Origin of the sequence: Photobacterium sp. J15, assembly GCF_963870815.1 — a bacterium.
Taxonomy (GTDB): domain Bacteria; phylum Pseudomonadota; class Gammaproteobacteria; order Enterobacterales; family Vibrionaceae; genus Photobacterium; species Photobacterium marinum.
The window spans coordinates 1,675,208-1,699,960 of record NZ_CAWMUI010000001.1; the positions used below are offsets into that span (position 1 = coordinate 1,675,208).

19 protein-coding genes are annotated in these 24,753 nt (G+C 44.6%); 10 read left to right on the top strand and 9 right to left on the bottom strand.

Going from position 1 to position 24,753, the window contains the following annotated elements; all coding sequences use genetic code 11:
• Positions 1–12: 12 nt before the first annotated feature.
• Positions 13–1,035, bottom strand: a complete 1,023-nt coding sequence (locus tag AACQ93_RS07770) for an acyltransferase (RefSeq protein ID WP_064603579.1) — start codon at positions 1,033–1,035, stop codon at positions 13–15.
• Between the two features lie 234 nt (positions 1,036–1,269).
• Positions 1,270–2,613 (bottom strand): hypothetical protein, encoded by a 1,344-nt coding sequence (locus AACQ93_RS07775; protein WP_064603584.1) that lies wholly within the window; start codon positions 2,611–2,613, stop codon positions 1,270–1,272.
• A gap of 326 nt (positions 2,614–2,939) precedes the next feature.
• Here AACQ93_RS07775 and AACQ93_RS07780 point away from each other — a divergent pair, with 326 nt between their 5' ends.
• From AACQ93_RS07780 to AACQ93_RS07790, 3 genes are all read left to right on the top strand, one after another.
• Positions 2,940–3,779 carry a CvfB family protein gene (locus AACQ93_RS07780; RefSeq protein WP_064603587.1) on the top strand — a complete coding sequence of 280 codons (840 nt, stop codon included), beginning with the start codon at positions 2,940–2,942 and terminating at the stop codon, positions 3,777–3,779.
• A gap of 155 nt (positions 3,780–3,934) precedes the next feature.
• On the top strand, positions 3,935–5,554 hold the full coding sequence (locus tag AACQ93_RS07785) for a peptide ABC transporter substrate-binding protein (RefSeq protein WP_064603590.1): 1,620 nt from the start codon (positions 3,935–3,937) through the stop codon (positions 5,552–5,554).
• A gap of 230 nt (positions 5,555–5,784) precedes the next feature.
• Entirely contained in the window at positions 5,785–6,330 is a 546-nt protein-coding gene (locus AACQ93_RS07790) for an OmpA family protein (RefSeq protein ID WP_064603593.1), read from the top strand.
• Between the two features lie 64 nt (positions 6,331–6,394).
• Here AACQ93_RS07790 and moeB read toward each other — a convergent pair whose 3' ends face one another.
• Together moeB and moeA are read right to left on the bottom strand one after the other, a co-directional pair.
• Complete coding sequence (moeB, locus tag AACQ93_RS07795; protein WP_084419047.1) at positions 6,395–7,141, bottom strand: molybdopterin-synthase adenylyltransferase MoeB; 747 nt, start codon at positions 7,139–7,141, stop codon at positions 6,395–6,397.
• Positions 7,142–7,150: 9 nt separating this feature from the next.
• Positions 7,151–8,383, bottom strand: a complete 1,233-nt coding sequence (gene moeA, locus AACQ93_RS07800; protein WP_064603596.1) for a molybdopterin molybdotransferase MoeA — start codon at positions 8,381–8,383, stop codon at positions 7,151–7,153.
• 216 nt (positions 8,384–8,599) lie between these two features.
• Between moeA and folE the strand changes: the two genes are divergently transcribed.
• Together folE and AACQ93_RS07810 are read left to right on the top strand one after the other, a co-directional pair.
• Entirely contained in the window at positions 8,600–9,253 is a 654-nt protein-coding gene (gene folE / locus AACQ93_RS07805; protein WP_007461386.1) for a GTP cyclohydrolase I FolE, read from the top strand.
• 84 nt (positions 9,254–9,337) lie between these two features.
• Complete coding sequence (locus tag AACQ93_RS07810) at positions 9,338–10,309, top strand: LysR family transcriptional regulator (protein WP_007461388.1); 972 nt, start codon at positions 9,338–9,340, stop codon at positions 10,307–10,309.
• Positions 10,310–10,358: 49 nt separating this feature from the next.
• Here the strand turns inward: AACQ93_RS07810 and AACQ93_RS07815 are convergent, their stop codons facing one another.
• Both AACQ93_RS07815 and AACQ93_RS07820 read right to left on the bottom strand, forming a co-directional pair.
• Positions 10,359–11,261: a YjjW family glycine radical enzyme activase gene (locus AACQ93_RS07815; RefSeq protein WP_064603599.1), complete on the bottom strand. Its 903-nt coding sequence runs from the start codon at positions 11,259–11,261 to the stop codon at positions 10,359–10,361.
• The gene (locus AACQ93_RS07820) at positions 11,215–12,762 is read right to left on the bottom strand and encodes a YjjI family glycine radical enzyme (RefSeq protein WP_064603604.1); all 1,548 of its coding nucleotides are present in this window, start codon (positions 12,760–12,762) and stop codon (positions 11,215–11,217) included. Before AACQ93_RS07820 ends, AACQ93_RS07815 begins: the two co-directional genes overlap by 47 nt.
• A gap of 585 nt (positions 12,763–13,347) precedes the next feature.
• On the opposite strand from AACQ93_RS07820, the gene AACQ93_RS07825 reads away from it, so the two are divergent.
• A complete protein-coding gene (locus AACQ93_RS07825) occupies positions 13,348–14,928 on the top strand; it encodes a L,D-transpeptidase family protein (protein WP_198160104.1) in 1,581 nt (526 codons plus the stop codon).
• Between the two features lie 156 nt (positions 14,929–15,084).
• Here AACQ93_RS07825 and AACQ93_RS07830 read toward each other — a convergent pair whose 3' ends face one another.
• A complete protein-coding gene (locus AACQ93_RS07830) occupies positions 15,085–16,035 on the bottom strand; it encodes a TerC family protein (RefSeq protein ID WP_064603611.1) in 951 nt (316 codons plus the stop codon).
• 624 nt (positions 16,036–16,659) lie between these two features.
• On the opposite strand from AACQ93_RS07830, the gene AACQ93_RS07835 reads away from it, so the two are divergent.
• Positions 16,660–18,639: a methyl-accepting chemotaxis protein gene (locus tag AACQ93_RS07835; RefSeq protein ID WP_064603614.1), complete on the top strand. Its 1,980-nt coding sequence runs from the start codon at positions 16,660–16,662 to the stop codon at positions 18,637–18,639.
• Positions 18,640–18,759: 120 nt separating this feature from the next.
• On the opposite strand, the gene AACQ93_RS07840 is transcribed toward AACQ93_RS07835, so the two are convergent.
• Positions 18,760–20,097, bottom strand: coding sequence for a transporter substrate-binding domain-containing diguanylate cyclase (locus AACQ93_RS07840; RefSeq protein ID WP_064603627.1), 1,338 nt, complete (start codon positions 20,095–20,097; stop codon positions 18,760–18,762).
• 459 nt (positions 20,098–20,556) lie between these two features.
• Here AACQ93_RS07840 and AACQ93_RS07845 point away from each other — a divergent pair, with 459 nt between their 5' ends.
• From AACQ93_RS07845 to AACQ93_RS07855, 3 genes are all read left to right on the top strand, one after another.
• The gene (locus AACQ93_RS07845; RefSeq protein ID WP_157097527.1) at positions 20,557–20,718 is read left to right on the top strand and encodes a hypothetical protein; all 162 of its coding nucleotides are present in this window, start codon (positions 20,557–20,559) and stop codon (positions 20,716–20,718) included.
• Positions 20,719–21,087: 369 nt separating this feature from the next.
• Positions 21,088–22,305 carry a glucose-1-phosphate adenylyltransferase gene (gene glgC, locus AACQ93_RS07850; protein WP_064606585.1) on the top strand — a complete coding sequence of 406 codons (1,218 nt, stop codon included), beginning with the start codon at positions 21,088–21,090 and terminating at the stop codon, positions 22,303–22,305.
• A 420-nt stretch (positions 22,306–22,725) separates the two neighbouring features.
• Positions 22,726–23,133: a hypothetical protein gene (locus tag AACQ93_RS07855; protein WP_007461407.1), complete on the top strand. Its 408-nt coding sequence runs from the start codon at positions 22,726–22,728 to the stop codon at positions 23,131–23,133.
• Positions 23,134–23,192: 59 nt separating this feature from the next.
• Here AACQ93_RS07855 and AACQ93_RS07860 read toward each other — a convergent pair whose 3' ends face one another.
• Complete coding sequence (locus AACQ93_RS07860; RefSeq protein ID WP_064603630.1) at positions 23,193–24,599, bottom strand: basic amino acid/polyamine antiporter; 1,407 nt, start codon at positions 24,597–24,599, stop codon at positions 23,193–23,195.
• Positions 24,600–24,753: the final 154 nt, after the last annotated feature.

Sequence of the window (24,753 nt, forward strand, 5' to 3'; positions counted from 1 at the left end):
TTTTGTGCGTCGTTACCTTAGCAGTACGTGTTTTAGTGGTGTTTTGTTTATAAGTCGAGTTAGCAACAACGAGATAATAAAAGTCAGCGGTACGGATATGATGTCAATGAGGATCCCTTCAAGTTCCAAAATGGCAAAAATATTGGCGAGGTAAATAAAGATCATTAGGTGGCAGAGATAGATCCCTAAAATATCTTTGCTCAACCTTGTCAATCGCGGGGTGTTACCCAGTTGCGGCTTGTTCAGTAGTAAGAAAAAGATACCTGTTGCCCAAAGTGGTGTTCCGACGAGAAAGTCGTGTTCAACAAAGAACATGTCGTAACTCACAAGATAATAGGCTTCATAAAGGTGAAAGAGCATACCCGCTAGCAACATATACGCAGCTTTAGCTGTCGAAACACTGATGTTCCTAAATCTGACCTCAAAGCCTATTGCGATCATCAATGTGCTGAAGAAAGGACCATTGCGAGTGAATATCGGTGCTTCAAGGCCAAAAACAGGGTGATAACTTCCGGCCATTAATCCGTAAACATAAAGGATAACGGCCAGTGGTAAAACGATATGTGTTTGTTTGTAATGACAGAGCATCGCAATGATGGCTGTGCCGCAGATTAAACCGGGAATGAACCACAGATGCACCATGCCGCCTTCAAACAATGTGTTGAGCGGAGCTGACAGCAGATAATCCCAGTATCCCATTCGCTCGGCCAGGTAGCTTTCTTCAACAACGGTTCCCAGATTAAACGGGATAACCAGATAAATCACACTCCATGCCAACCAGATTTTAAGTAAAGGTGCGCTATACTTTTTTAGCGTTTCTAAAGGCTCGCCGACCAGTTTTGGCATCAGGAAATAGCCAGAGATAATAAAGAAAAGAGGGACCGCGAATCGTGACAGTTGATTAAGAAGCATGCCTAACCAAGGTTGGTCTCCGATTAACGGTCCAACCTGAAGTGGGGCACAATGAATGATGATCACAGCGATAATGGCAAGGAAACGTCCCAGATCTAAACTGGTTATCCGGCTGTTTTTCATAGAATAAATGACCACAAAACACAAATACTGCCGAAAATATCAGTGAGGCAGACTTTGTAAAGTCGACTGGATCAGTTTCATGACTATAAAACTATGCCGATATTATGAACCGTGAATTAGCTCCCAGTACTTCCTAAAAATACCGTGTGTATGAGCTTGATATTTAATGAGGATGGGGTAATAAATCCCGACATGTGTCGGGATTTCATTTTTCGGGGCAGGGGAAGTGGTTACTTAGGCAATAGGTTCAATGTCGACGATTTTTGAACGGTTGATAATTACTTTCCAGCGTTGGATCCGCACGGTTTTATCTTCATCTGTTTCTCGGGTGATCAGGTTGATCAGATGGCGTTTTTCAACCGACTCTTTTGATACCTGCCCGTCTTTAAGCTGATAGAAACGTTGAGAACCTTTCCCCATGAGCTTTGACAATACACGTAAATCAAGGGTCAAAGATTCCAGTGTCTGTTCATAACCGGTCAGGAACTTGGTCGGTGACATCCGAGTTGTGCTTTTGTAGTGAAGAATAGTTTCTTCACGCTGTGATACTTTGTGTTTACGGACCTTTTTGATTTCACCATCAATTTTGCGATAGCTGATGTATTCGAGCCACTCAAGCTGACGGCCAATTAGCTTACTTGAGTTGGCGTCGAAAAACTGTTTGCGCCACTTTGGCTTTCCTTTACGCATCCAGCGCCACATCATGGATTTCAAGTCATCTTTGAACACTTCACGGGCGGCATAGATAAACGACAACACCAGAAGGAAAGACGCGGTAATATCACCCAGCACACCACGCGCTTTAATCATCAGAATGGAGACGAAAATCATCACAAAGCCTGCCGCAAAACCGGCGATAAACTTTTTGGTGTTCTTACCAAGTGCAGTTGTTTTTTCCTTCATGGTGACCGGATATTCAATCAAACGGCGCAACAGGCGCATCTTATTTGACATCCGTGTCGGATCTTGAATTGCTTTGGTGGAGTTATAGTCGTTGTCGAGACGATGCTGTGACTCTTTTTCGCAGATTTCAAGCAACAGGCTTTTAATTTCCGGGTAGTCGGCATTACGTGGTAGGTGTGCCACCAGCGACAACAATCGCTGCTCGGTATACCACGACAGGTAATTATCAATATTCTGGTAGTATTTCAGCAGTTTTTTATCGGTTGGCACATTACGGCGTAACCTTTTCAGGATGCGAACGGCAAGTTGAGCAACCTCGTCAACTTCTTCAATTGTTCTTTCCTCATTGCCCTCATGAAGCTGGTGGGTCGTTTTTTCCAGCGCCAGAGAATATTGATACGCATAAAGGCTCAAGCTCAGTCGGTACTGTTCAGTAGAAAGACCGCCGCGACTGGCTAGACGACTGTGCACCAATGGCAGGTGAATGACGTCACTGTAGTAAGTTCGCTTACCTAGAATAGCGTTATGGTAGAACTCGTCTTCAGAAATGATATTGGGGTTGAGTCCTAATTCACCGGGCACGAAAACATAGAGGTCAAGCTGTCGATTAGTGGTTTCCTGAATAACATGGGATATCTTTATTTTATGCCCATCTTTCTTTTCAACAGTGATCACTATGTCTTTAAACCTCGCTTGAAAATGATTGAACTGGCTAAGAAAAATAACAGCAGTGATTATCACTTACTTTTAATAGAAATGTTAGCAAGAATGCTGAATTTCACTGAATGAATTTTCCATGAGAGGGCAGAATCGCTCCTGACTGCATTAAAAGAATAAAAAACAGCCAAATAAATGAATATAGGTCAGGCGCATCAGCTTAACATCACGTATAATGCGCGACCTGAACTATAAGAAGATGGCAACTTTCGTACCTTGTTTGTGGTCTTATAAAAGACAGATGTGCGGTGGTTGTTTTTATTTACCCAGAGAGTGTCAAGTAAATGATTAAAATTGGACAATACAACACATTAGAGGTCGTCAAGCTGGTTGATTTTGGCGTATTCCTTGATGGTGGTGAAGACTTTGGCAATATCCTGTTGCCGAAATCCTCTGTTCCGGCTGGCACTAAGCTGGGAGATGAAATTGAAGTCTTCCTATATTTTGATTCTCAAGATGAAATCATCGCAACCACTAAAGAGCCACTGGCTCAGGTTGGCGATTTCGCTTTGCTACGCGTTGTCGGCATTTGTGGTGTCGGTGCGTTTGTTGACTGGGGGCTGGATAAAGACTTGCTTATCCCGTTCAGTGAGCAGCGTCGTCGCCTAGAAGAAGGCCAGGACATTATGGTTCGCGTGTACAGCGATAAGGCATCAGGCCGTATCGTAGGTACAACTAAATTTAACCGCTTCCTGGATAAAACTCCGGCGAAATATAAAATCGGTGATGAAGTACAGGTGCAGATTGCTGAAGTTACTGAACTTGGTTACAAGGCGGTGATTGAAGAAGCGCACTGGGGCCTGATCTTTAAAACTGAAGCATTCGGTAAACTGTTCCCGGGTAAGAAGCTGAAAGCATTCGTTCAGGAAATTCGTCCGGACGGTAAAATTACTTTGTCGCTGCAAAAAGCAGGTCGCGCGAAAGTTGATGACCTGGCAGATAAAATCATGACAACGCTGGCACGTAAAGGCGGTTTTGTACCACTGAGTGATAAGTCTTCACCGGAAGCGATCTTCAAAGAATTCCGAACAAGTAAAGCAACGTTTAAGAAAACGATCGGTGGCCTGTATAAGAAAGGCCTGATTGTGATTGAGCGTGAAGGTATCAGACTGAACGATAACTAATCAGTGCCTTTTTAAGCTAATAAGCTAAAACTCAATAAGAAGCCGATGATTTTCATCGGCTTTTTTTGTGAGCATAGCTCTACCAACTTTATGCATATAAGTGTATGTTACTTGCGAAAATATTCCCTTAATCAAGGAAACAGCAAGGAAATTGTATGCAAGGAAGTAAAATATCAAAGCTGGCTGCTTTGGTGGCTCTGATGGTTGCAGCCCCGGTTATGGCTGCGGAAGTACCGACAAACGTAACTCTTTCTGATATTCAGGAGATTGTTCGCGGTAACGGTGATGAAGTCCCGACGCTGGATCCTGCCTTCTCTTCTGATACTTCAAGCTCTCGTGTAATTCAGGATATGTTTGAAGGTTTGGTCAGTCAGGATGGTGACGGGAATATCATTCCAGCTCTGGCTACTGGCTGGAAAAAGTCAGACGATGCCAAAGTCTATACTTTTTCACTCCGTAAAGGGGCGAAATGGTCAAATGGTGAGCCGGTAACTGCCCATGATTTTGAATACAGCTTCAAGCGTGTTATCGATCCGGCGACAGGTTCAAATTATGCCTGGTATTACACAATGGCTCATATTCTGAATGCTGATTCGATCAGTGAAAGTAAGATGCCAAAAGATGAACTGGGTGTAAAAGCACTGGATGATCTGACGCTGCAAATTATGTTGGATAAGCCTGTACCATATTTTGAAAAGATGCTGGCACATCCTTCCATGTTCCCGGTTTATCGTAAAGTGGTCGAGAAATACGGAGACGCATGGACGAAACCGGAACACATTGTTACTAACAGTGCATACAAGTTATCTAAATGGGTGATCAACGAGCGTATTGTTCTGGAGCGTAATCCGGCTTACTGGGATGACGCGAAAACGGTGATCAACAAGGTTACTTACTTACCGATCCAGGATATGACCTCTGAATACAACCGCTTCCGTACTGGTGAAATTGATATCACTTCATCTTTCCCGCTTGAGCAGTACAACGCTATTAAGAAGCAGCGTCCTGATGAGTTGCTGACGATGCCGTCACTCGGCACTTATTACTACCTGTTTAACATTGATAAGAAGCCGTTTGATGATGCTCGTGTACGTAAAGCACTGGCTTATGCTATCGATCGTGATGTTGTCACTAAAGTAATTCTGGGACAGGGACAGCTTCCTGCCTACGGCGTGACTCCGCCATCAGTATCTGGCTTTAAAGCACCGGAACTGGCCTGGGCGGAGATGAGCCAGAAAGAACGTAATGCCAAAGCGAAGGAATTACTTGAAGCTGCCGGTTACAGTAAATCAAACCCGCTAGAGTTTGAGCTGATTTATAACACCATGGAGTCGCACAAGAAGCTGGCGATTGTGATGGCATCGATGTGGAAGAAAAACCTTGGGGTTAAAGTTGAACTGGCGAACCAGGAATGGAAGACGTTCCTGCAGAAGCTAAGCCAGAAGGACTTTACGGTTGCCCGTTATGCCTGGAACGGCGACTACAATGAAGCGTCCACCTTCCTGTCTTATTTTGAAACGACGGGGATGAACTATTCGAAGTGGAGCAACGCTGCGTATGATGAGGCAATGGAGAGCGCAATCAAGGCTGCGGATAATGCAAAGCGAAATCATTATTACCAGCAGGCTGAGTTGGTGTTTGCACAAGAGATGCCAGCAATTCCTCTTTATCACTACACTCGCTCTGTGCTTAAGCAGAAGTATGTTGGCGGCTACTCTGTTACCAATGCAGCAGAAGCGCGCTTTACGAAAGATCTGTATATCGAGAAACATTAATTAGCATTGGTGGGGGCGCTATTGGTAGCGGCCTTTTCCAAAGGCAACACAATGATAGAGCTGAGTATTCGTACTCGGCTTTTTTTTGCTCTGATATTTGGTTTTTTATGTAACTGATGTGAACGGGAAATAACTATTGCGAACTATCTCCATAATAGTTATTTCAGGTCACAACGCAACTTATTGATTTGATAGAGTTATCGACGAAACAGGTTAATAAGGCGAATTCTATGCACAAGGCGAAAATTACCATTTTAATGTTGATGTCGGCACTTTTGTTCGGCTGTGCTTCTGACTCTTCTGGCGAAAATTTCTCGAGAAAAAAAGTCGATGTATTTCTGAACTATACCTATGATGAGGCTCAGAAGTTTATTGATTCTGAAGACGGTACAGTCAATCGTATAGGTGATCAGGTGATAGTGGTTTTACGTGGTGATCAGAGCTTCAAGCATGACAGTGCGATCGTGCGTAGAGAGACTCACTATGTACTTCGACGTTTATCTACATTACTGAAAGATCATCCGCAGTCGAAGATATTTATTGCCGGGCATACTGATAGTGTCGGAGCAGAGAAATATAACAAATCGTTGTCTGAAAAGCGGGCTTTATCTGTCTCGCAGTTTATGATTTCACAGGGCGTTGATTCAGAAAGAATTGGGACATTCGGATTTGGTGAAATGATCCCAATAACAGATAACGATACAGCTGCCGGACGCCGTGAAAACCGCCGGATTGAAGTTCGTATTACGCCAGACTTTGAATTGTTCACGGGTTAAGGCGTGTAGAGGGAAAGGGAAAAAGGAAGCTTCGGCTTCCTTCTTCTCTTTTGGATGTTTGAAATTAACCGCAAACAGTACAGGATGGCTGCTTGCCGAGCTTCATTTCACGCCAGCTCATACTCATGGCATCAAGCATCAGGATTTTACCAGTCAGCGGCTGCCCCATATTGGCAACAACTTTGATTGCTTCCATCGCTTGAACCGCACCGACAATGCCGACAACAGGGGACATGATCCCGGCTTCCACACAGGTTAGCGCTTGCTGGCCGAACAGTGCGCTCAGGCACTGATAGCAAGGCTCATCATCCTGATAGCTGTAAACACTGATTTGACCTTCCATGCGAATAGCCGCACCGGAAATCAGCGGAGTTTTAGTCTGGTAGCACAGACGGTTAAGCTGGTTACGGGTGTCGACGTTATCACTGCAGTCAAGCACCACAGTGTGTTGCTCAATAAGAGGTAACAGCTCTTCGTCAGTCAGGCGCTTGGCGATAGTGTCAACCTGGGTGTTTGGGTTGATGGCTGTCAGCGCTTGCTTTGCTGATTCTACTTTCAGCATACCGACGGTGCTGTCATTGTGAAGCACCTGGCGCTGCAGGTTGGAGACTTCAACTTTGTCATCATCGATCAGCGTCAGTTTGCCAGCACCAGCGGCTGCCAGATACTGGGTTGAGGCACAACCCAGACCACCGGCACCAAGGATCAGCATTGAGGAATCTTTTAGCGCTTCCTGGCCGTCAAAATCGAATTGTTTCAGGATGATTTGACGGTTATAGCGCAGCATTTCTGCATCAGTCAGTTCTGCCACAATGGATCCTCAGTACAGCGTATGATTGAACAGTTCGATAGTGACTTCTTCGCCCGGCATGACGCGACCGCGATCTTTCTCCAGTACGACAAAGCAGTTAGCCTGGTGCATAGAGCTGAATGCGCCGGAGCCTTGGTTACCGGTAGTCGCTACTTCAACCTGACCGTTGGCATTGATTTGGTAGATACCACGCTGGAAGTCAGTACGACCAGGGCGTTTCTTAAATACAGTCGTAGCTTTTGCCTTCACGCGCTGCGGTGGTTGGTACTGGCTGTGACCGGCCAGTTTAGCCAGCATTGGCTGTACCAGCTGGTACAGGGTCAGCATTGCAGAAACCGGGTTACCCGGCAGGCCGCAGAACCAAGTGCTTTTGATGGTGCCGAACGCAAAAGGTTTGCCTGGTTTCATAGCGATTTTCCAGAAACCAATCTCGCCTTGCTCATCAAGAATATCTTTGGTGTAGTCGGCTTCACCTACGCTCACACCGCCAGAGGTGATCAGAACGTCAGCTTTGGTCGCTTCATCGAATGCCTTGCGCAGTTTTTCCGGGTTATCCGGGATAATACCCAGATCCATAACGTCACAGCCGAATTTTTCCAGCAGGGCGCGAATACCGTAGCGGTTGCTGTCATAGATCTGACCGGCTTCAAGTGGCTCACCGACAGAACGCAGTTCATCACCGGTAGAGAAAAATGCGACGATAGGGCGACGGTAAGTTTTCACTGTTGCCACACCCAGTGACGCCAGCAGTGGCATTTCTCGGGCTGTAATGCGCGTGCCTTTGGCAACCACAACATCACCAAGGCGAACATCATCGCCGATTGGGCGAACGTGGTCACCGGCTGGTGGTTTGGTCAGGAAGCGGATGTTGTCACCGTCTGCTTCAGTTTCTTCTTGCATAACGATAGTGTCTGCACCTTCCGGCAACTGGGCACCTGTCATGATGCGGATACACTGGCCTTGTTCACATTGACCGTCGAATGGGATCCCGGCAAAAGACTTACCCGCCATGATTAGGGTGTCAGTGTTTACCAGATCTTCGCGGCGAAGGGCATAACCGTCCATTGCTGAGTTAGCAAAAGGCGGTACGTTAATTGGAGAGAGAACATCTTCGGCGATGACCAGTCCCATCGCTTCAGACAGGGAAACGGTATTTACTGTTTCCAATGGCTTAACTTCAGCCAGGATTTTGGCCAGAGCAGTTTCTACAGGCATCAGGCCCGGTGCGTCACAACATCCCATAATTGGTATCCGTTACAAGTCGTTCGCTTATTATGATTGGTATAAGAGATCATTATGACAAAAAAATCAGGCTATAACTAATGCCTTAGTTAATGAGAGCTGTAACTATTCAATTTGGTATTCTTGCCAATTACAGGTATCCTTCGGTCTACATTATCGCTGGCAGAGTGAAATAGGGCATTTTCGCATTGCGCCCGTGCCAGTTGGAGGGAAAGAATGACAGCATTAAGTGAATCTGCATTAAAAGTGCGTAACGCACTGCAAGAACGCGGCCTTGAAACACCGATGACAGATAAGGTGATGAGTCGTGACGAGAAAAAAGAACGAATCGAGTACCACATGCGTGAAGTACTTGAGCTGCTTTCATTGGATTTGACCGATGACAGTCTGGTAGAAACGCCGCATCGTATTGCGAAGATGTATGTGGACGAAGTTTTCTCCGGGCTTGATTATGCTAATTTCCCGAAAATCACAGTTATTGAAAACAAAATGAACTGTGATGAGATGGTTCGAGTTAAAGACATTACGCTTACCAGTACTTGTGAACACCACCTAGTTACCATTGATGGTAAAGCAACTGTGGCATATATCCCGCGTGGCAAGATTATCGGTTTGTCGAAAATTAACCGTATCGTTCGCTTTTTTGCCCAGCGTCCTCAGGTGCAGGAACGTATGACGCAGCAGATTCTAGTTGCGCTGCAAACGCTTCTTGAAAGTGAAGATGTCGCTATTACGATGGATGCGACTCACTACTGCGTGAAAGCGCGTGGTGTAATGGATGCGACAAGTTCTACAACGACGACAGCATTGGGCGGGATCTTCAAACGTAACCCGGCTACCCGTGCGGAGTTTTTAAACGGCTTGCGCTAATCGCAGGTGTAGTTTGTTGTAAGTGATTGACTTTAAAAGCTAGTTGGTTACGCCAGCTGGCTTTTTTGTTTTTACGGGTTATCTATGGATTTGATAAAACTATCCCGGGTCAGTATGAAGCACCTGGTTACGCTTCATGTCATGCTGGATACACTCAGCGTGACAGTCTGTGCCGAGCGTCTGTGTCAGAGTCCGTCTTCGGTCAGTAAAACCCTGACTCAGTTGCGTGAAAATCTGAATGACGAGCTGTTCTACCGTCACGGTAACCAGTTGGTTGCAACGCCGCTGGCAAGGCGCCTAGGTCCGACAGTGCATCAGATGATCAATGAAATGAATCAGATGCTGACTCAGGAAGCGTTTGATCCGGCGAGTTATGAAGGACGGTTCTCTCTGGCGATGCGGGAAAGCACCTTCGAGCTGTTAGCCACCAAGCTGAGCGCAAGAGTGTTAGAGCAGGCTCCGCACCTAAGGCTAGAAATCTGGTCTCGTGACAGCATGGGCTTTGATGGCCTAAGTAAAGGTCAGCTGGACTTTATCTTGCTTCCTCATGACCGGAGCCAACCGCCGTCATGCCAGAATAATCTGGTTTGGGAAACCTTATTGGATGATGAAATGGTCTGCCTGATGAATGCAGGTCATCCTTTGGCTGAGAAGGAGTTGGCACTGGATGACTACCTGAGCTATGGCCATATTGGCATTATGGATCAGGATTTAAGTGTGCCTTTTTTTGAAATGGAGCTGGCTCAGCAGCACCGCAAGCGACGGATCGCAATTTCTGTTGCCGACTTCGGTGGTGCCGCACTGATGTGTCATAACAGTGATTTGCTCTTCACGTGCTCGAAAAAGTGGGCTCAGACGGCTATGCAGGCAAAAGGGCTGATCACCAAACCGTTACCGTTTAATTATGGTGAAGTCTCTTACAGCCTAGTTTGGCACCAACCGAGTATGAATGATCCGGCTCACCGTTGGCTCTATGAGCAGATTGTTGAAGTGTGCAGGGAAGAATTGGTTGATGAAGTGAAGGGGAAGTTGCAAGAACCGAGTATAGAAGCTTAAGTCTCGGTTCCTGATATTTGTTCCTTTAATACAGAAAGGACAGAAAAACCTAACTGAACACAACTGCTGGGCGCACAACATTTTTCACGCCTCGTTTTTCCAGTTGTTGTGCAAGGGTTTCAATTTCTTCTTTCGTACATACCGGCCACTCTAATGCCTCTCCGGTTACCCCGTGGTGCTGGAAGGCATTCAGCCTTACCTGAGTACTGATTGGCAGTTGCGACAGGTAATCAGCCAAATCGTCAATTTCAGCCTGAAAATCAGTTACAGACGGTATGTGCAGTAAACGGACTTCGTGTAATTTTTGCTGTTCAGCTAATAAGTTTAATGTTTTAAATACTCTGTGATTGTCGCGCCCGGTGATCCACAGGTGCGTTTCTTCCTGCCAGGCTTTCAGATCGATCATTGCGCCGTCCAATACAGGCATGACTTTCAACCATCCGGTTTCGTTCAGACTGCCGTTACTGTCGATCATACAGGTCAGGTGATTGAGCGCAGGATCGGCTTTGATCTGTGTAAACAGCTCTGTGATGAAATTCAGCTGGAGTGTCGCTTCTCCGCCGGTAACTGTCACGCCGGTAATAAACAGACTGTTTTTTCTAACAACAGCAAGCATTTCCTCCACCGTATAGCGCTGTGTTTTCGGATTCGATTGTTTCGGACAAACGTTTAAACAGGTATCACAGTGCGTACATAGCGCCTGTTCCCAGATAACCTGAGATTTTCCTGAGCCGTTTTGCCTTATTGAAAGCGCATTGGCAGGGCAGTGGCTAACGCAGTCGCCGCAATGATCACAAACGCCGATTGTGTGCGGGTTATGGCAGTTCTTGCATCGGTAGTTGCATCCTTGCAGGAAAATGACGAGCCTGTTGCCAGGCCCGTCGACGCAAGAGAAGTTGAGAATTTTACTGACCGTTGCCACTGTTGTTACCGTAATAAGGCGTTTGTTCATGACTGATCACTCTCGGCTTGCGGTTCAGGATTCCAGTGTTGGCGGCAGCTTCATTGCCAAGCCATGTGGTATTGGTACGGGAACCCTCTTGATTGAATTTTTCAATGTCAGACAGCTTGATCATGTAGCCGGTAACACGGATCAGGTCATTTGAATCCACATTGGCGGTAAATTCACGCATTCCCAGCGCCAGTGCACCTTTGCAAAGCTGGTACATAGCTTCAGGGTTACCTTTAACCGTTTCATCAATGGTAAGGATGTCACTGATGCCGGACGTGTAATACTGGTGGTGCTCAGCCAGTGCCTGAATATGGCTGACCGGATCCGGTTCTGTGCCATATGGAATACGCACACCTGGTGTTACGTCTTTATCCAGGCTGATACCACCCTGAGCATGAAGCAATGCACGGCCATTGTAGCCATAAGTGACAGGCGTCGATTTAACAATACTGTCCAGTGCTGCTGAGATTTGATAACCGAGCTGGTTTGCACCGTCATCATGACCATAATTAGCCTGAATCCCTTCTTTTTCCAGCAGAATATCGACTGCTTCTGCCATACCGTAAATGCCGAACATAGGCGCAAAGCGAGATTCATCGATTAACCCTTCTTCAACAAGGAAGCTGTTGAAGAAATGCGAATCCTGATGAAGGAATGCAGAACGCGCTTCAATCAGTTCATACATAAGGTCGCTGTAATGCGGCAGAACATGATTGAGGAAATCTACCCGGTTTTCTGCTTTAAGTGCAGCTTGTTTAAGGTTCATGCGAACCAGGGTGTTGGCACCTCCAGCCAGTGGCAGTGAGTTGTAGCAACTGACAATGCCAAAGCCTTTATTGTCAAAAGCATTCGCATGGAGCGGATAGTTGGCGATGTGGGGCTTGCTGGTTTCACAGATGTTTTTCGCTGCTAAACGGAGTAGGTCATCAGGTGTAATAGCCGGGTCATACATAAAGGTCAGGTTAGGGGCTACCTGCTTGAGTTCTGCATCAATGTGCAAAATGCTGCGGCAGATAATATTATCCGACGGGCCGATATTGGCATGCATGAAAGCATCCGGCAGGGTGCGATCCAGCATGATCCAGAATAGTTTCAGCTTACGGTAAATTGTGTCTTCATCCAGTCCTTCAGCAAACGGCAGCATAATTTCATCAAGCTGACCTAAGTAAACCGGAATATTGGTAACCGAAGGGACATGGTGATAGAGGATTGTCAGGGCATTAATGGCTTCATCAAGATCCTGCGCGGGTTCAAGCTCAAGGTACTCTGAACCTTGCTTGAGGAATTTTCCGTAATCAGGCAGTACATAACGTGGCTTGAATGGTGCGTTGCCTTCAAACATGTCGCAGATAATCCCGTGCTCCATAGCTTCTTTTACTGCTTCAGAAACAGTGAGGTAGGGAACACTGGCATCCGCTTCCAATGCAAGGAAGTTCGATTTTTGCTTTGGCGAAAGCGTAGGATCAGTAATGATTTGATGGAATTTTTCTTGCAAGGCCATGATTTAATACCCGCTAAACTTATGTGGATTTAACCTTATCCTTTATGCGGTATTTCTAGAAGTGAAATCGTTGAAAGTGTCATTTTCTCAAATGGAAATCCGACATTCCGCATCACAATGACTCAGAGCTACTGAAGAAATAATATTCACATCGTTCACATAAAAATTTCATCATAACTTGGGTGATGGTTCACTTAATTAATCTTTCGAAATATATTTATTTTGAAGGCTGAATGCTATTCTGCCAACCGCTTTAGTCAGATCCATATTTCTTTAAATAATGATAGAAACAGCAATAAATGATTAATGTCAGACGGTAATTAAGTACATGAAACATTGAGTTAAAAAAGATTGTAGAAAACTGTTTTTTGTACTGGCTTGTCATAATGTTAATTTATTGACTACATATTAAAAGAGCCTGATCAGTAAAGATAAAGGCTGAATTGTTTCTATTAGTAAGCAATCATGGATTGACAGCAATAACTAAAACCAACCTTAGTTCAGGATCGTTGGATAATGATTAATACTGTTCGGATTGTATGTAGATATTGTTGTAGATTACTTTTTTTACTCTTCGTGTTTCCTGTGTTTGCGTATGGACAGGAACTGCTGGGCTGGCAGTTCCTTGATGGCAACCAGCTTGACAGCCAGAAGCAACTTTGCCCCGACAGTGATAACACAGTTTGTTTTACAAACGCATTAGAAAAAATATATAGGGAAAATAATTACTATCCTTTGTGGCTTGATGAGTCATTCCAGAGTGAATTATTACTGCAGTTAAAATCTCTTGTGTACGCAGAACTTGTTCCCGGAATGGACTTGCGACTTAAGGAGCTTGAAAAGCTATCTGAAAACAGTGACCTGCGTGGTTTTGACTTATTAGCAACCGACACATTACTGGCTTATAAATCTATTGTTCTGCAGGTTCAGCAAAAACCGCGATATTTATTCAAAGGGCATAAGTTACGTATTCCGCGACAAACATATCTGGGTACGATCCTTTCAATTTCTCCCAAATACCTTTCTGAAGAATTGCAGCAGCTAAAGCCGAATGTGAAGCGGCTGGAAAATGCCATTGAGGTTGCGGAAGAGTTCATACGATTGCCCTCGCATAACTATGTAGCAAACAAGGGCCCTCGGGTAATCCGTCGTGGTCAGGAAATTATTAACGGCCATGCGATGCTTGAAGTGCTGTATCGCTACGGCGATCTTGCATTTTCTGATTATCAGTGGCTCAGGCAGCAGCCTGTGATTGAAAATGCCGGACCGGTAAATGATGCAATCAAGGCTTTTCAGCGTCGAAATGGTTTGTCCGTGGATGGGGTTATAGGTCCATCAACCAAACGACAACTTGCGCTGCCATATAAAGAAGTAGCCAGGGTGATTGCACTGAACCAGCAACGCAGCCGTTTTGGCGCAGATGGCAGTAAGCGACCGGTAATTAAAGTGAATATTCCGGATTACAGCCTCAGGGTTACTAATCAGGAGCAGTTGTTATTTGAATCTAAGGTGATTGTCGGGCGTGCCAGCAGGCCGACAAACCTGTTTTCATCGTCTCTGAATACAATGGTTGTCAATCCGACCTGGAATGTCCCGATGACGATTAAGCAAAAAGATGTGATTCCCAAAGTAAAGAAGTCACGAGAATATTTGACGAATAAGAATATGAAAATCGTGAAAAGCTGGATTGATCGCAGTGAAATCCTGCCGGATCAGATTGAGTGGAGTATGGTCGATCCGGAAACATTCCCCTATGAGTTTCAGCAAGGACCCGGACCGACTAATGCGCTTGGTCGCGTTAAGTTTCTGATGCCGAATGACTATGCGATATTCCTTCACGATACACCGGCTCGCAGTTTGTTTAATCGCAACAAGCGAAATTTGAGTTCAGGTTGTGTACGGGTAGAAAAGGCAGAAGAGCTTGCACAGTTCATTCTTGATTATCAGCGTCGCTCTGGAATCGCGCCTTTTGCTCAGATGGTCAGGGATGAAGACTCCGATACCGTCAGCCTGGCTCGTCGTCTTGATGTTGAGTTTATGTATATGACAGCCTGGTTAGATGAAAACGACAGGCTGCAGTTACGAGAAGACATTTATGGGTATGACAGGCCCGGTTCTCATCCGGTCGACCCAGAATTTGTGACCCTTAAAGATTTCAGGTACTGAAGCTGGTACTTCTGAAGTGGGTCGTTAAGAAATTGATGTTGGTTGAAACAGGCGCTTTTGCAATAAGTGCTCTTGAATAAATCGTGGAGTGAATAACCTAACCACAGCCATCCGCAGTGGTTAGGTTTTTTTTCGTTTAGCTCACAGTCAACTTACTCAGGAAGATACCGCTGCGGCTTTGGTTTTCCACAAAGACCCGATGATTGCAGTTGAAATAGTCACGACAATCACGGCCAGGGATACTGGGGTTGGAATTGCCCAAGTGGTTTCCATCAATAGCATTTTCACGCCAATAAAACTCAGAATGAATGCCAGTGCCGGCCGCAGATAACAGAAGCGGGTCAGCATACCTTCCAGAACAAAGTACAAAGAGCGCAATCCGAGCAGGGCAAACACGTTAGCGGTGAATACCAGGAATGGCTCTTTAGTTACGGCAAAGATTGCCGGGATTGAATCCAGTGCAAACATCACGTCAGTAAGTGCAATCACAGCAATGACAATCATCATCGGTGTTGCAATCCAGCCGATGCGGTCTTTATATAGCACCTTGTGTCCCTGGTAAGATTCACTAACACGGAAGCATTTCTTCACCAGCCTGACCGGCAATGATTTGGAAAAGTCTTCTGGTTGTTCATCGTCCTCCTGCCACAGCTTAAAGCCGGTATAAAGCAGGAAGGCTGCAAACACATACAGTACCCAATGGAACTGAGTCAGTAATTCAGCACCAATGGCGATCATCAAGCCGCGCAGCAGCAGGGCTCCCACTACACCGAGCATCAATACGCGCGGGCGTAATGATTCCGGTACGGCAAACTGACCGAAGATCAGCGCAAATACAAACAGGTTGTCGACACTTAATGATTTTTCCAACAGGTAACCTGTCAGAAAAGCCGTTGCAGCTTCACTATTTGTATAACTGCTCTCCGGTGCCATCTGCTGCCAGTAAAGATAAATAAATCCGTTAAAGAGCAGGGCAAGGAATACCCAGAACAAACTCCATAACGCAGCTTTCTTTATCGTGATAACACCGCCACGGGTTTGGTATAAATCCAGCGCCAGCATGATAACAGTCAGAACTGCGAACCCTTCATAACTCAAAAGGCTCATGATTTTCTCCTTTCTATGATACGCGAAAGGAGGAACAGACAGGGTGTGCTACGACCTTCCACGCATTACTACAACTACACCGGAGTGCATGAATAATGGCGTTGGTCTTGTCAGAATGGTGTCATGTGAGATGTTGATGACAAATCCATCCTCGACTGCCGGAAGCATGAGGCTTCGGGATGACGACAGGCGAACAATTAGTGACTACTCCCCAAACGAACCTGATCTTAATGCTGATAGAAGAAGAATGCCAATGAAAAAAATTTATTCTGTTAATCAGAATGGATGATTGATGCTCAGTCTGAACTTAAGCCGGACTGGAAGTTTCAATGTAAAACCCTTGGAAATAAGTTATTTCCCGACTCGTGATAAAGATCAAAATAAACATGGAATTTATTTAAATAAGAGAGATGACCGTAATTGGGATGGGTTTCGATCGCTGATAATATGATACCGCCCGATGTATTGTAAAAACCAATGACTTGTTCAGTGTTATCACTCTCGTGATTAATATTGAATTTACATAATGTCGTGCAGCCGATGAATAATATTCATTAACCCATAGTGGAAAATGTTATTAAACATTCATCGTTATTATAATTAATCATATATTAGGGGTTAGTAATGGCAAAAGTATCTCTCGTAAAAAAGATAATTACGGGTGTTTCACTTTTAGTTCTTCTTATTGCTTCTGTCGGCACCTGGCTTGCTGTAAGACGGATTTCTGACTTAACACTTACAAATGTCAGAAGCGGTCTGGCGACACAAGTTAGTGAGAAAGCCGAGTTTGCAAAAGGTTATGTCTCTAAATATCAATCGCTTGCCACAACTTTTCTGATGAGTTCAGATGTTCGCTCCTTTGTAGAAGAACGAGGTGAGTTAAGTGACGAAATACCAAAAGAAAGATATGAAAATGTACTTTCTTATATCCACAGAATGAATAAAACGGATGAAAATCTGTTTAGTTTATTTTTTGCCTTGGAAAATACAGGTGAATATTATGATGCTTCAGGTCGTTATTATGATTCGTCAGTAGACTTGAAACAACGTCCGTGGTGGAGAACAACACTGTCAGAAAGAAAAGCATGGTTCACAACTGCCATCGATGTAAGAAATGGCAATCTTAATGGCGCCTTATATATTCCTGTTTATGATAACGCAGGGAGGCTTGAATATATTGGTGGGGCTGATGTGAAAATAACAGCACTTCAGCAAGCCTTATTAGACGAAACCCGTTATATGGGAGAAGGCACGGCTTTTCTGTTTAACGATAAAGGTGAAGTGATTTTATTTTCAGGTATGACACCTGATGACATGAGCGGCTTAACACTGGATAAACTCGATTACAATAATCCAGGATTTGCCAACCTGAGAAAAGCCAGTTTGCAAGGCGAGATCTCATTTGCTGAAGTAACCTGGCAGGGCAACAGCCAGTTAGTGGCAATGCATGACATTGTGCTGGAGTCACCGAAACTTAACTGGAAGCTGGCTCTGATGGTGCCAATGTCAATGGTTGATAAGCCGGTAGAAGAAGCCAGCCACAGAGCGATGCTGCTGGCTTTACTGGGAACGGTTGTGATGGCGACCGCTCTTGGCCTCTTCTGTATGAAAGCACTTGCGCCACTTCATGAGGCCGCGGCAGCAATGCGTGATATTGCTCATGGAGATGGTGATCTGACACAGCGTTTAACCTTCGACAGAAAAGATGAAATTGGCCAGGTTGCAATGGCGTTCAATGACTTTGCCGGCAAAATTCAGGGGCTGATCATTCAAAGCCGTAAACTGGCCGGAAAGGTTGAAGTGAATAGTCAGGGGATGGAGCAGACAATCGTTGCGACTAATAAAGCCGTACAAGTTCAGAAGGGCGAACTGGACCAAATTGCTACTGCTGCAACGGAAATGGGTCATGCAGTGAATGAAATATCGACCAATGCAGAGCAGACCCGAATGATGACCCAGCAGGCTGAATCACTGGTTTCAACCAGTAATGACACCGTGCAGTCAGCTATCAAAAATGTAGAGTTACTGACACATGAGATTTTCAGTGCGGAAGAGTTGGTGTTGAATCTTCGTCAGGATGCTGAGCAGATCGGTCAGGTGTTGGGAGTGATAAGTGATATTGCTGAACAAACCAATTTGTTAGCTCTGAACGCAGCGATTGAAGCGGCGCGGGCCGGTGAATACGGACGAGGTTTTGCCGTGGTAGCTGATGAAGTCAGAAGCTTGGCCAGTAAAACACAGGAATCAACTGTTAACATTCAGCGGATTATCGAACAGCTGCAATCGAATACTCATAATGTGACTTCTGTGATGGGTAATAACCGACGACAGGCCGAACAGACGATGGATGAAGCCAGCCATGTCGGTGACGCGTTAAACAAGATCATGCATGCTATTTCCGAGATCCAGGCTCAGACAGAGCAAATTGCCTGTGCAACAGCGGAGCAGACAGAAGTCGTGCAGGAGATTGGACGAAACGTGAATCGGGTAAATGAGATGGCGGATGAAACCGGCACACAGATGACAGCCGCTGTGTCTGAAACTCAGCAGCTGAATAGTAATAATAAAGAGCTGCAATTGGCGATGAACAGTTTCAGAGTGTAACAGTTTCAGAAGGTAGTTAACGTTCCAGACTAAAAAGCTCACATCAGCGTCTTAAGCAGGATGTGAGCTTTTTTATTCTTATCTCGAACATACCACCAACTCGGTGGGGATTGTTTTAGGTTAAGCCTCACAGGAAGCGAGATCTGGAATACAGCGGTTCCTGCCGGACATTTTTGCCTGATAAAGACGCTCATCTGCCACTCTGATCAGATTATCAATGCCGGCACCGGGTGAGCTTTCAATATCAGCAATACCAAAACTGGCTGTAAGGCTTTTACCATCAACTTTCATATCTTTTTCAATGGTGGCTCTTAATCGCTCTGCTATTGCCACGGCATCATTTAGCTCGGTGTTAAAGCAGATGATCATGAACTCTTCGCCACCCCAGCGACCTAACGTATCCGAGTTACGTAACTGATGTTGTAAAAGCTGCGATAGTGATTTCAGAACATTGTCGCCTTCGAGGTGGCCGTGCTTGTCATTGATGACTTTAAAGTGGTCTATATCAATGATAATGATAGAGAAATTAATATTTGCTCTGAGGAACAGGGAATAAGCCAGCCTTAAGCTTTTATTAATCCCTCGTCTGTTTAGCTGAGAAGTCAGCTCATCTTTAACGGACAGTGCTTTTAATCTTACGCCTTGGGAATAGAAGTAATAAATGGCAAAGCACAGTAAGAGCAATACCGGAGAGATTTGGTATAGCCACTGAAATTCGGGTTTGGGTTCCTTATACCAGAACCATTTTTGCCTTAACTGGTTGAGCTCATCAGTACTGATTGCAGCGATAGCTGGATTTATTTTCTTGATAATACTAGCATTTTCTTTTTTGACTGCGGCACGAAGCTCCCAATATACGCCGGTACCAGAATTGATGCTAAAACCGGGAAACTCTTCCATCAGAATGTATTGCATCACTTCTGATGAGTCGACCATTGCATCAATTTCATTGTTGAATAAAGCAATCAGGCCGGATTTGAGGCTACGATAATAGCTGGCGCTTTGTATATTCAGTGAATCTGAAGGTCCGTACTCATCAACCAGACCAAGTCGACTGTTTCTTACAAAAGCTTTGGGATCGGTAATATAGCGTTCCTGCTTATTGGTGACGAAAACCAGTTCGCTTTTATAGATAACATCAGAAAAAACTAAATGCTTTCTGCGCTTTTCTGTCGATTGAATATCAAAAATAACATCACAGCCGCCGTTAAGAATCTCTGAATATGATTCTGACCATGAATTCGTATTATGTAATACAAAACTAAGGCCGGAATGATTTTGAATTCTTTTAATAAGGTCGGCACTAAGGCCTTTATGGGTACCATTGTCGGTATAACTAAGAGGATACCAGTTGGGGTCGATGCAATACGATAACTCACTCTTCTGAGCTGACCATGCGCTAGGAGAGAGAATAATACCTAATATAAACAGTATCTTAGAGTCTGGAAGTTTGAGCATCTCTTTCTTGTTCACTGTATTGCATATTTTGTCACCTGAAGAGTAATACTCGTGTGACGATTATTTATTTCGATTTTATTTCTTTTGTAAATAAAGCTCAAACGTTGTTTTTAATAATTTGCTTAATTAAAGCGGTTGGATAACGCTTGGTGTGTGTTGTTTCATATTTTGGTTATATTGGCTTGTTTTTCTTAATCTTGGCTTTATTTATCCGGTTGGAGTGGCAAATTGAATAAGTAAACTATTTAATACAAACATGGAAGAAATCTCATACAAGCCTGATTGACTAATGATTAAAGTAAAAGTTTGCCATCAAAAAAAGTCAATCCTTAACGCAGGTTGAACAGAAAATTAATATAAAAAGCAAAAAAAGATTTTGAAATGAAAGAGGCATTTTAGAAAGGGTGGTTCTGATAGTATCTTTTTGAGTTGGTGTGATTAGTGTTTAAGGATAAAAACATGGAAAGAAAAATGCTAATACGGAACATTGCTTATATGGAACGCGAATTATCAGAAATGAAAAAAGAACTGGCATTGTTAGATGCCAGATGGGAACAGCAACAGATTGTGACCCACAAGAGTCAAAATGATGAGAGCCTGATGTATGTTGAAGAACATTAGGTAGTTATTTGAATCAGTCAAAACTTACAAAGAAGCGATGGTCTAGGCCATTGCTTCTTTTTCTATATTTGTTTCATTACCACCATGTTTGTTTCACCATGAAATGATGTGCTGCTACATTTTGGTGCATCGCATTAACGACTTCACTCATATAGGGCAGTCAGGTGTTCATTTTGGTGAATCCTGAGCAAAAAATTTGGGGCAATTGACGAAATATGCTGGTTCTACATACTTAGTTCAGGTGGCTTGATAGTTGCTAAGTGATAGTTGAAAAGCTTGTTAATGGAAATAGTTACAGATAAATCAACAGAAGTGTGCTGACAGTATGTCTTGAACCGCTATCAACTATTAAGCAGAGGAAGCCCGATGATTGATGAAACCATAACCGTCATTTTGGCTGGTGGAGAAGGAAAACGTCTTACCCCTTTAACGGATAATCGTGCTAAACCGGCTGTGCCGTTCGGCGGTAAATATCGCATCATTGATTTCACCCTTGCGAACTGCCTTCATTCAGGGTTACGCAAAATTCTGGTGCTTACGCAGTACAAATCCCACTCATTGCAAAAACACCTTAGGGATGGCTGGGCGATTTTCAATCCTGAGCTCGGAGAATATATCACAGCCGTGCCGCCTCAAATGCGTACCGGAGACAGCTGGTATCAGGGCACTGCGGATGCCATTTACCAGAACCTTTATTTACTCCAGCGCAGCAATGCAAAGTATGTTGTTGTCCTTTCCGGGGATCATATCTACCGCATGGATTATGCGCCCATGCTTCGCCAGCACATTGAAACCGATGCGGAACTGACGGTTGCCTGCATGAATGTAACAAAAAAAGAAGCGACAGCCTTTGGTGTGATGCAGGCCGATGTTGACCATCGTGTTATTGCATTTGAGGAGAAGCCGGCAAATCCGGCTACGTTGCCAGACAACCCTGATGTTTGCCTGGCATCAATGGGGATTTATATTTTTTCTCTCGATGTACTGGAAAAGGTATTACAGCAAGATGCGATAAATAAAGGCTCCAGCCATGATTTTGGTAAAGACATTATCCCGGCAATGATCGACAGGGCACATGTTTACGCATATCGGTTTGGTGGTGAAGCCGGGCGGGTAACTCAGGATGCTTATTGGCGTGATGTCGGGACCATAGATGCGTTTTATCAGGCTAATATGGATTTGCTCTTAGCTGAATCCCCGGTGGATTTATATCAACAGGACTGGCCGATAAGAACTTATGAGCCTCAGTTACCACCGGCAAGAACGGTGTCATCGGCACAAGGAAATGAAGGGATCTTCATCAACTCAATCATTTCAAGTGGTGTGGTGATCGCCGGAGGCTCTGCTCAAAATTCAGTTCTGTTTCCGAGAGTATCCATAGGGAACGCTGCTGTGGTAATTAACAGCATTCTTTTTGAAGGAGTAAAGCTGGGGGAGGGGGCGCATCTTGAAAACTGCGTTGTAGATAAACATGTCGAGATACCACCGGGAACGGTTATCGGCGTTGATAAAAAGAAAGATGCTGAGCGTTTTCATATTTCAGATAATGGTGTGGTTGTTATCTCATCATCACATCAGTTTAATTGAACGTTGAAATAAATAATTCATTTATCATCATGCTTATATGGAATGTAAGACTTATTCCATAGCTAATGAATTAATAGTTGATGTCCGTTATCAAAGCGCCGCTAAGCAAGCGGCGCTTATGTTTTTAATCTGTGAAACATATGATCCATAATGGTTTTTTGAATGTTTCAGTACATCAAATTGTGCAATATTTCCACAAAGTAACGCTTGTATTTTTAAGGTGCTTTTGATGTTAATCAAATGTGTACCCAATATTTTCACTTTGGTTTTTTGGCTCAAAAAGCAGGATCGAGTGCAAAATTTGCACAATTGAGAATTCCTCAGAGGCAAGTTAATCGTATAGTGAGGGAACACTTGATGTATATGCAATCGGTATACTGCTTCTAACCAACAGTTGTAATGTTTCTTTTAAGGATGATTATGGAAACATCAGTTGATAGCACTAACAACAGTAACGTTGTATTCGATTACACATCGTTCCTTTCTGCGTCTTGCCATCACCGATGGACGTTTCTGGATGCGCTGAAAGCACTGCTTCCTGCTTTTGAAGTTTCATGGACGTCTTCATTACCGGCAGGGTTATCTGAATCTGAAAAACTACAGATGCAGGCACTGAAAGTACTTTCGACCAATGTGAGTGATTCCAGTAACCTGATTCGTTTGCTTCGCCTTGCACGGGCCGAGAGTATTCCCGAGTTGGTCATCACCTTGCCGTACTCATTGGATGATGAACAACTTGAGCAGATTGAAGAGAAAGCAGAATGCAGGATTACGCTTGCGGAAGAGAGCGGTGAAATCCTAAGAGTTCATATGATTGAACCGCATTGATCGTGAACGATAAAGAAAAAGCCAGCATTGCTGGCTTTTTTGTGTTTATTTAGTGGCTCTTAGAGCATTCCTTTCCATAGCATTCCAGCTGCCAAAAATGCTGCTGCAGTCAGCATACTGGCTGCGGCTTTTTCACTGCCGATAAACGCCTGAGTGTTTTGCTCGCGCTTAGCCTGAACATAGAAGTAGAGGCCTGGAAGGTAGAGCAGGGCAGACAGCAGCAGGTAATTCAATCCTGATGCATACAACAGCCACAGGCCGTATAAGCTTGCACCTGTACCTACCATCAGCAATGATCCGCGGTTTTTAGTGTCAATAGCAAGCTTCAGCGTATATGCGCCAACCAGGAAGTAAGGAACCAGGATCATTTCAGATGCGATTGCCAGTAGTGTGTCATACGTACTGCCTGCAAACACAACGAATACCAGAGAAACCTGCACACAGATGTTAGTCAGTGTTAGTGCTTTCACCGGGCTGCCAGCTTCATTTTGCTTCGAAAAACTTTCCGGGAACATCTTATCTTTAGCTGCAAGATAAGGGGCTTCGGATGCCAGTACAGTCCAGCTCAGGAATGCACCGCAAACAGAGATAAGCAGGCCACCACCGATGATCACTGAACCCCATGGGCCAAGAATTTCAGTCAGTACTCTTGCCATAGACGGGTTCTGGAATGTAGCCAGCTTTTCTGTGCTTACTACACCCATAGAAAGCAGGGTTACCAGGATATAAATAGTCAGAGCAGTCAGCAGGCCAAGAATGGTTGCACGACCGATATCCTTGCGGCTCTTTGCTCGTCCTGAAACAACGACCGCACCCTCGATACCGATAAACACCCACACAGTGATCAGCATGGTGCTTTTAACCTGAGAGAGTAGATCATGGCCGTCACCGAAGTGTAAACCGGTGAAGTCGAATACAAAGGTATCCCAGCGGAAAGCGATAAGAGAGCAGAGGATGAAGAGGACGAGGGGAATGAGTTTAGCGATGGTGGTGATCATATTGATTACTGCAGCCGTTTGAACACCTCTTCGTACCAGCGAGTGTACCATCCAGAGGAGAACAGATGCACCGGCAATGGCATACCAGGTATTACCGGCACCGAAAATGATCATATCGGGCTGGTCGACAAACATTCCTAATGTACTGAACACAATAACAAGGTAGGAAACATTGGCCAGCATTGCGCTTAGCCAGTAGCCCCAAGCGGAGCAGAATCCAACAAAGTCACCGAAGCCTGCCTGTGCGTAACCGAAAACGCCACTTTCGATTTCAGGTTTTAGTCGGGATAGATGCTGAAAGGCGAGAGCAAGAAAAATCATCCCGATGCCCGTGATGGTCCAACCGATCATGACGGCCGCTGGGCTGGCGACCGAGGCCATATTTTGGGGAAGGCTGAAGACACCAGCACCTATCATTGAACCGATAACTAGTGCAGTCAACGAGCCTAATCCCAGTTTCTTTTCCATGTTCATTTTCCGGTTTTTGTATCTAGTGATGCTTTGTTCTGAGGTATTTTATGGTAGTTGCAATCAAAATTGCATAGAAAATGTGAGGTATTATGAAGAAAAGGTGGTTAAATCAACTGTTCTGTGGTTGTGATCAAAAAAGCCACCAAAATTC